The sequence below is a fragment of the Evansella sp. AB-rgal1 genome, assembly GCF_041820985.1.
Lineage (GTDB): Bacteria > Bacillota > Bacilli > Bacillales > Salisediminibacteriaceae > Evansella.
In genome coordinates, this window is the sequence record NZ_JBGUAU010000048.1 from 20,223 (window position 1) to 28,305 (window position 8,083).

At 40.6% G+C, this 8,083-nt stretch carries 3 protein-coding genes; 1 reads left to right on the forward strand and 2 read right to left on the reverse strand.

Going from position 1 to position 8,083, the window contains the following annotated elements; all coding sequences use genetic code 11:
• Window positions 1–14: 14 nt before the first annotated feature.
• Window positions 15–2,624 (reverse strand): glycosyl hydrolase 53 family protein, encoded by a 2,610-nt coding sequence (locus ACERII_RS24510; RefSeq protein WP_373645600.1) that lies wholly within the window; start codon window positions 2,622–2,624, stop codon window positions 15–17.
• A 179-nt stretch (window positions 2,625–2,803) separates the two neighbouring features.
• Between ACERII_RS24510 and ACERII_RS24515 the strand changes: the two genes are divergently transcribed.
• The gene (locus tag ACERII_RS24515; RefSeq protein WP_373645601.1) at window positions 2,804–5,218 is read left to right on the forward strand and encodes a glycoside hydrolase family 2 TIM barrel-domain containing protein; all 2,415 of its coding nucleotides are present in this window, start codon (window positions 2,804–2,806) and stop codon (window positions 5,216–5,218) included.
• A 334-nt stretch (window positions 5,219–5,552) separates the two neighbouring features.
• On the opposite strand, the gene ACERII_RS24520 is transcribed toward ACERII_RS24515, so the two are convergent.
• On the reverse strand, window positions 5,553–7,355 hold the full coding sequence (locus ACERII_RS24520; protein ID WP_373645602.1) for a methyl-accepting chemotaxis protein: 1,803 nt from the start codon (window positions 7,353–7,355) through the stop codon (window positions 5,553–5,555).
• Between the last annotated feature and the right edge of the window lie 728 nt (window positions 7,356–8,083).

Here is an 8,083-nt window from a genome sequence, read left to right on the forward strand (position 1 = left end):
TTCTCCCTCTATCATTATTCTTCCGTTAAACGCTTGCGTCGTGAGTAGAACCAGTAGATCGCTAACCCTACGGCAAGGAGTAATAACCCAATCATAATTGTGCTAAAAATATTTGTAGCTGTGTTAGGCAAGACATCGTCTCGATCATCGTCCTCTCCTTCATCATCGACAAATCCATCTTCCAATAACGCATCATCTTCATCAGTTCCAGGTGTCACATCTTCCTCTGTACCTGGCGTAACACCCTCTGTTCCTTGATCATCATCTCCTGCACCTGGTTGTCCATCTGCACCTGGATCTGTTCCATCCGTTGTTCCTGGTGCTCCACCTTCTGTACCTGGGGTTTCCGCTTCAGGTTCCCCTGTGTCATTTGGAACATTATCGTCTTCCGTTCCTGGAATACCATCGTCTCCAGCATGATCGTCTATCCAGTTACTATCTTGGTCGTCCTCTACTTCGCTTATATCTTCGTTACCATATGCGTCAAAGGACATAAAGCCTACCCAATTGCTTGTAGCTTCTGTCATCGTCACTCGCATAAATCTTGCCGTTGTGCCTTCTGGCAACGTAATATCTGTTTGTGCAGATGTTACTGAATATGCTGGAAGAGTAGTGTAGTTTTCCCCATCATCAGATAGTGCTAATTCAAATCCTCGAACGCCATCCCAGAAATGAATCAACAGTCTTTCTAAAGGAACTTCTTCTTCTAAATCTACTGTCCACCATGAGCCGATACCTTGATCAGTTCCCCATGATGTATGATTATTTCCATCCACTGCATTTTCAGGTGCATTATCTTTTCCGCCACCAAAACCAGCACTACTTGATGCATCTGTTGGCTTTCCAAGAGAATGAAGTGTTAATGATAGTAACGTCTCATCCACTTCCGCTTCCTCACGCTCTCTCGGTTCCGCAACTAGAGGAACGTAGCCAGGTGTGAAAATATTTAGTGAAGAAAGGGCATTCCCTTCGAAATCAAACATCGCTTGGTTTTCCCAAGCATTTCCCTCACCAGCTCTCCAGCCTGCTCCTTCTACTCCTAACCATGCTGGTTCCCAATAGAAGAAACCAAGTCCACGATCATTTGGAACATTTCGTACCACTTCTAACACATCATATAAAAATCTTGCTTGCCCTTCTATCGTAGCTGGATATCCAGCAATGTCTTCTTCTGCTTCTGTGAAGATATTTGAGTGTCCGTCTAAATCACCTAGTCGAAAGGCATATGCTGTTTCAACTACAACAACATCTTTTTCGTATCGAGTACTAATATCATTCAAATTATTTTCAAGGTCGTCTAAAGTTCCGTGCCAATATGGATAGTAAGACGCACCAATGACTTGATAATCTGTTACTCCTGCACGTTCAATATTGTCAAACCACCATCGATATGCACCATTATCTCCACCTTGGTCTAGATGTATCATAATATCCACATCGTCACCCAATGTATCACGAACTGCGTCGATACCTGAATTTATCAATGTAGCTAAATTATCGAAATTCCCATCCCTAATACGTCCATCTGGGAAGAGCATTCCTGGACGAATTTCATTACCAATCTGTACCATATCTGGTGTTGCACCTGCAGCAACTAACGCATTAATAGTATCTTCAGTATGGTCATATACTGCTTGAACTAGTTCCTCAAATGATAAATCGTTCCATGATTCAGGCTTACGTTGTCTACCAGGATCCGCCCAGAAGCCAGAGTAATGGAAGTTAAGTAAGAAATTCATATCTGCATCTTTAATACGAACTGCTTTTTCAATTGTATCGTCTAGATCATTGTAGGCCTTCCCATTAGGGTAAACATCTTCTGGGTCTTCCCAAATTTTAAGTCGTCCCCAGTTTGATCCATAACTAGTAAGAATATCAATGGCATCTTTTTCTACTCCATTATCAAAAAACTCTCCGCCATAATCCTCTACTTTCGTGATTGTGGAAATATCTACACCGTAAATGAAGTCCTCTCGTTCAGGCGTTGCAGTTTCCTCTTGTGCCGGAGTTCCTTCCGTTTCACCTTGTTCTGTTTGTTCTTGTTCTTCTTGTGCTGGTAGTGTTGGCGTTGTTGCACCATCACCGTTGCCTGACATCGTTAAAGAGACAATATCCACGCCTAACCATGCACCTGCTCGTCCATCAGCATGAAACCCGACTATTACCTCACCATCTTCTACGGTGACTTGCATTTCAACCTTGGTCCAGCTTCCTGCATTTGGAATATCTCGTCTCTCATTTTCAGCCCCTGAAACACCATACATATACACTTCATTGAACTCACCACTATTGGCAATCATGGCGGACAATGTATATTCTCCATTTTCTATCCCGGAAATTGTTTGATAAGTATCTGCTACGTATCCATCGGCGAACCAGTAGTTGAGTAGCTTATCTCCGCCACCTGTGGGTTTCCAATTCTGATTGTGATTTGGCGTAGTAATAGCCCCACTATCGTTTGTTTCCCAATACTCTAAATTATTCTCAAAGCCCCCATTTCGGACAACATTTTCTTGTGCGAAAACATTGATAGCATTCGTAATAGGAACAATGGAGATAAGAAAGATGATTGCCATCGTAATTCGAAGCATTTTCTTTCTAAAGTGTTGTTTATTTTTTTCCACGATACCCCTCCTGTTCAAAAAAGTTAATAGCCTGCTTTATGCTTATTCTCACCTGTGAACAGTTGAATATTTATCAAGGATAGCTTTCGTCGGAAAAAATAGAAGGAAGAGTAAGAAAGTTTTACTAGTAACACTCACCTTGTGTAAAATGGAGGCAAATAGTCATAAGGAGTGAAGACATGCCAACACAAAGAAGGACAATATTCGATTTCGACTGGAAATTTTCACGTGGTGATCATCCTGACGCAAAGTCAAGAGAATTTAACGACACAAACTGGGAACACGTCGATCTACCTCACGATTGGAGTATTGAAGGACCATTTGACAAAGAAAACCCTACTGGAGGCTCAGGTGGATATCTCCCTGCTGGATTCGGCTGGTATCGCAAGCGCTTTCATGTAGAAGATGTTAGTAAAGATGGCAAAGTATTTATTGAATTTGATGGGGTTTATTGCAATAGCGAGGTCTGGATAAACGGTGCCTATTTAGGATTGCACAATAACGGCTACACCAGTTTTTCCTATGATATAACAGACCATCTTTTTTCCGAAAAAGAGAATGTCCTAGCGGTAAGGGTAGATAACTCAGAGCAACCTGGTTCACGCTGGTATACGGGATCTGGAATTTATCGTCACACTTGGCTCGTATGTACGGATAAGCTTCTCATTCCGTACCAAGGTACCTATATTACAACACCGCAAGTTTCTAACTCCCAAGCTACCGTACAAATACAAACGAAATTGCGCAATGAGTATGGTAAACCAGTTGCTGCAACTCTGAAATCCTATTTACTTGATGGGAAAAATAATGTGATAGCATCTACGAAAAACAGTATTGAACTGGAAGAAGAAACGGTTCAACTCCAAAATATCGAAGTAACAAAGCCTAGATTATGGTCAATAGAAGACCCCTATCTCTATACGATGAAAACAGAAGTTCTTCTTGAAAACAAAGTGGTGGATTGCATCGAAACTCCCATAGGAATTAGAAGCATCGAATTCCATCACAACAAAGGATTTTTCCTAAACGACAAACATGTAAAGATAAACGGCGTTTGCTTGCACCATGACGGTGGCTGTGTTGGAGCAGCAGTTCCCGAAGGAGTTTGGGAGCGTCGATTACATATCTTGAAGGAGATGGGATGTAACGCGATTCGAATGAGTCATAATCCTCCATCACCCGAGTTGCTAGATATGTGTGATAAGATGGGCTTTCTCGTAATGAACGAAGCGTTCGATGAGTGGACACTCTACAAATATAAAAACATTCCTGATGGCGGTGGAAAACCTTTGCCGAAAGAGCAACAATTTGGTTACTACCAGTACTTTGAGGAGGACTTCGAAAAGGACTTAACAGCCATGCTTCACCGAGATCGGAATCACCCAAGCATTATTATGTGGAGCGTTGGAAATGAAGTGCCTGAGCAAACAGAAGAGAATGGCCATCTTGTTTTGAAAAAACTAGTAAATATATGTCACGAGGAAGATCCCACTCGGCCTGTTACGGTGGCTTGTGACCAAATTAAAGCGGAGCCTAAGGAAGCAACTCCAGAGTTTTTAGAGATGCTTGATATAGTTGGCTACAACTATGTAAATCGTTGGCGAGGTCGCACGGAAACATTTTATTCGGAAGATAAAATCGATAACCCTCATTGGAAGGTAATCGGAAGTGAGAACCCTGCCATTCCTAGCATTCGTGGCGACTATTTTTTTGAAAACACATCTTACGAGTACTTTAGAAATACGTACTTCACCAATATGATTCGTACGGAAAAGCTCTGGAAATTCACTTTCATGAATGACTATGTTGCAGGCGATTTCATGTGGACAGGTATTGATTATTTAGGGGAGTCAAAGTGGCCTTATAAAAATGCGAGCTTCGCACCGTTAGATATGTGCGGATTTCCAAAGGATTCATTCTATTTTTACCAAAGCCAATGGACGAAACAGCCAATGCTTCATGTTTTTCCACATTGGAACTGGCAAGGGCAAGAAGGAAGAGTAATCCCAGTGTTATGCTACACCAATTGTGATAGCGTAGAATTGTTTGTAAATGATCGATCATTTGGGGAAAAATGCTATGAATTTCCGTTGCAAGGAATGTCGGAAACATACGGACATTTTGATAAACCAATGCTTCATCCAACAACGTCTGATTTGCATTTATCCTGGGATGTTCCTTATGAACCTGGTACGATCCGCATGGTAGGGATGCGTGATGGAAAAGTTGTCGTAACGAAAGAAGTGAAAACAACGGAGGAACCTTATGCAATCAGACTATCTGCTGATAAACAAGCCATCCAAGCTTATGCTAGAGCTGTGAGTCATATCACCGTAGAAATTGTGGATCAAAATGGATTTGTGGTTCCTACGGCAGACAATGAAATAACATTTTCCGTTGAAGGTGCCGGAAAGCTGATTGGCGTTGACAACGGTAAACCTGATAGTCACGAGAGCTTTCAAGCAAATAAAAGAAAAGCATTTCATGGACTGGCATTAGCGATTGTTCAGGCAGTGCAGGATACGGGAGAGATAAAGATTATAGCAACAGCGGAGGGATTGAAGTCTGCTCACATGACTATTGCTTCGGAGTGAAGATTTCGAATTAGGTGGCGCGCCAACTTCTAACTAAAATGGGGTTTGGGTAACATAAGGGCTTCATGATTACCCAACACCCTTTTTTTATGTTCGTTCGGTAACCATGAGCACTCCATGACGGCCGAACTTCAATTAAAAGCAATACTTGGTTAACCATAAGATCACCACGATGTCCGAACATTATAATAATCACCAGTAAAATCATCTAACCACTACATAATGGGCACCGGACTTTAATTGCTACTTCGAACTCCAAGAATTCTCCCAAAAGTTATACCTTAAACGCCACATTTCAACACTGCCAAAACCCGCCTATTTCCGACTCAAAAAGCTACGCACGCTTCTTTAACGACTGTGCTGTTTCATTTAGTGTGCTCGTTAACTGAGATAACTCTTTCTGCCTTTGTGTCTGCTCCTCCATAATCCCTTTAAAGTGATTATTATTCCTTTGTAATGAGGTAGCCCCATCTACGAGTTGAGAAACAGATCCCACTACATCCTCCATAGCACGATTAATTTCATTCACTGCAGCCGTAAGCTCCGTATAGCCACTGACAACTTGGTTCGTACTTGAAGAAATTTGTAAAAAGTTATTTGATGCTTCATTCGTTTTTTCCAACGACTCATCACTTTGTTTTCGGAAAACTTCAAACGCCTCTACAACTCGATAAGTGTCCTGACTTAAGCTTGCGAGAATCTCTTTCGTACTATTAGAAAATTGATTCGTTTCAGCAGAAAGCTTTCTAATTTCATCCGCTACAACAGAAAAACTTCTCCCAGCAGCACCAGCTCTTGCAGCCTCAATCGTTGCATTCAAAGCTAATAAGTTTGTTTGCGTCGCAATGTTATCAATCCCTTTGATAAACGCCTCGATTTCATTTAACTGCTCCGCCATCTTCCCAACCTTGCTAGAAGCTTCTTCCGTATTACCGCTCAACTGCCTCATCGTAGTCTGCAAACCCTTCAAGAGTTCCACACCTTCGCTCGAAGCAGCACCTACATCCTCCACCTGCACTTTCATAAATTCAATCGAAGACTGCATTTGCTCCGAACTCGCAGAAACCTCCTGAGTAACCGCCGAAATAGAACTAGTAAAATCAGCCTGCTGATCTAACTCCTTAGAAAACTCCAGCACTGTACCTTGCAAGTTTTCCATCGAATGAAACTGCTCCTTCGACGCCCTCGAAGTCTCTTCAGACACATGAGAAACATTATTCGCTGCCTTTTCATTCGATTCAAAAAGCTCATGCATCGAATTACCCATCGCCCCTAAAGCCACGTCAATATCATGAAACTCGTCACGTCTACTTTCTTTTTGGTGAAAAAGTAGGTTACCTTCTTGATAAGCTCGAATCCGCTCCATCACAAGTTTAACCCCGCTACTAATATTTTTTCCGAAAATCCCCAAGAAAAGTAATGGTATTAACACCATGAAAATACAGACTAGGATAATAGCAATCGTTGAAGTACCTATAGATTGATGCATTTCTGATTGTGCCATCTGTTTTTCTGCTAGTAAATAATCTCGAATTCTATCATCCACTTGATTAATGCTATCCTCTGTACGTATTACATGAGGAGTAACTCTGGCCCTTATTCTTTCTTGATCGTCGTGGGAAAAACCACCCTCAAAATGACGATCGTATAATTGTTCATATGTACGAAACGCTTCTCCAAAATGAGAAAATAAATGCTCTAACGTCGAATTGTCTTCTATGATATTTGTAATTTCTTCAAAGTTTCTCTCATATTCCACTAATGCCTGCTCCAGCGCCTCCATTCTATTTTGATCGTATCCTGAATTGACTAAGAGTAGTTTTATGATTCCAATTTGTTTTACATCGGATACTAACGTTGTGTATTGTTGCTGCAAATCCGCTGCTGCATCTAACTCCACACTTTTATTAGCTACTTGTTGATTCGAATAAAATATATAAATACCAGAAATCGCACTCACCAAAAATATACAAGCCATTAACAGTGTTAGTTTTTGTACTAATTTCCCTTCCCATTTTAAAACTGTATTACTAACTAATTTAGCTGTTTTACCTACTATTGTTTTTGTTTTATCCCAAATCTTCTGCCACTGAATCTTACGCACTAATTCAACTATTTCCTTCCATATTCTTTTCAACATGTTCGCTCCTCTGCCTGAAATTATCTTGTGTCTACCCTGAAAATACGTGTTATTAAGAGTGCATAAACTATCTAGTTTTAACAATCTTGTTGGTTTGTATTCCATTCGCTACTGCCTGCTCGCTTTCCTGTGGGGAGCTTGCAAGCCTCCTCGAGCTAAAGCTCTGCGGGGTCTCGCTGGCTTACGCTCATTACATAAAAGTTGTTAGTACTATAACCAACTTCAATGTGTATTTTCAATCACCATGGTTCAAATTTTTCACTTTCATGGTTGAATTTGTCTAATTTTATATTTGTATAATAAAATAGCCTCCGCCACAGCTATTATTTTATTGTGGTCGGAGGCATATACTTACTATATCAATTCTTTTCGTGTAGTAACATAGGTCGATGTTACACGATTACTAGTAATTACAAATCTATCATTAACATAATGTAACTATGAATCTTCTATTTACATGTTCCCAATAAAAAGTACACATCAAAATTGAGAAAAGTTCCTTCACTCACGTAATTGTATAAGAGAGTGAAGTGTTTTCTGAAGTTTTAAAAAAATTATTTGTTTAAAAGCATTTTAAGTTTTGGATTTGATTTTTGCTGAAGATGGGTCACAGAAAACGGCGAAGATTGGTTTACTAAACAGACGCTTTAGTGACTATTTTGTCTATTAACTTCCGTTTATTTGACAATTCCTCGCCGTTCCTACCTCATTTTGTCAATCAAGCA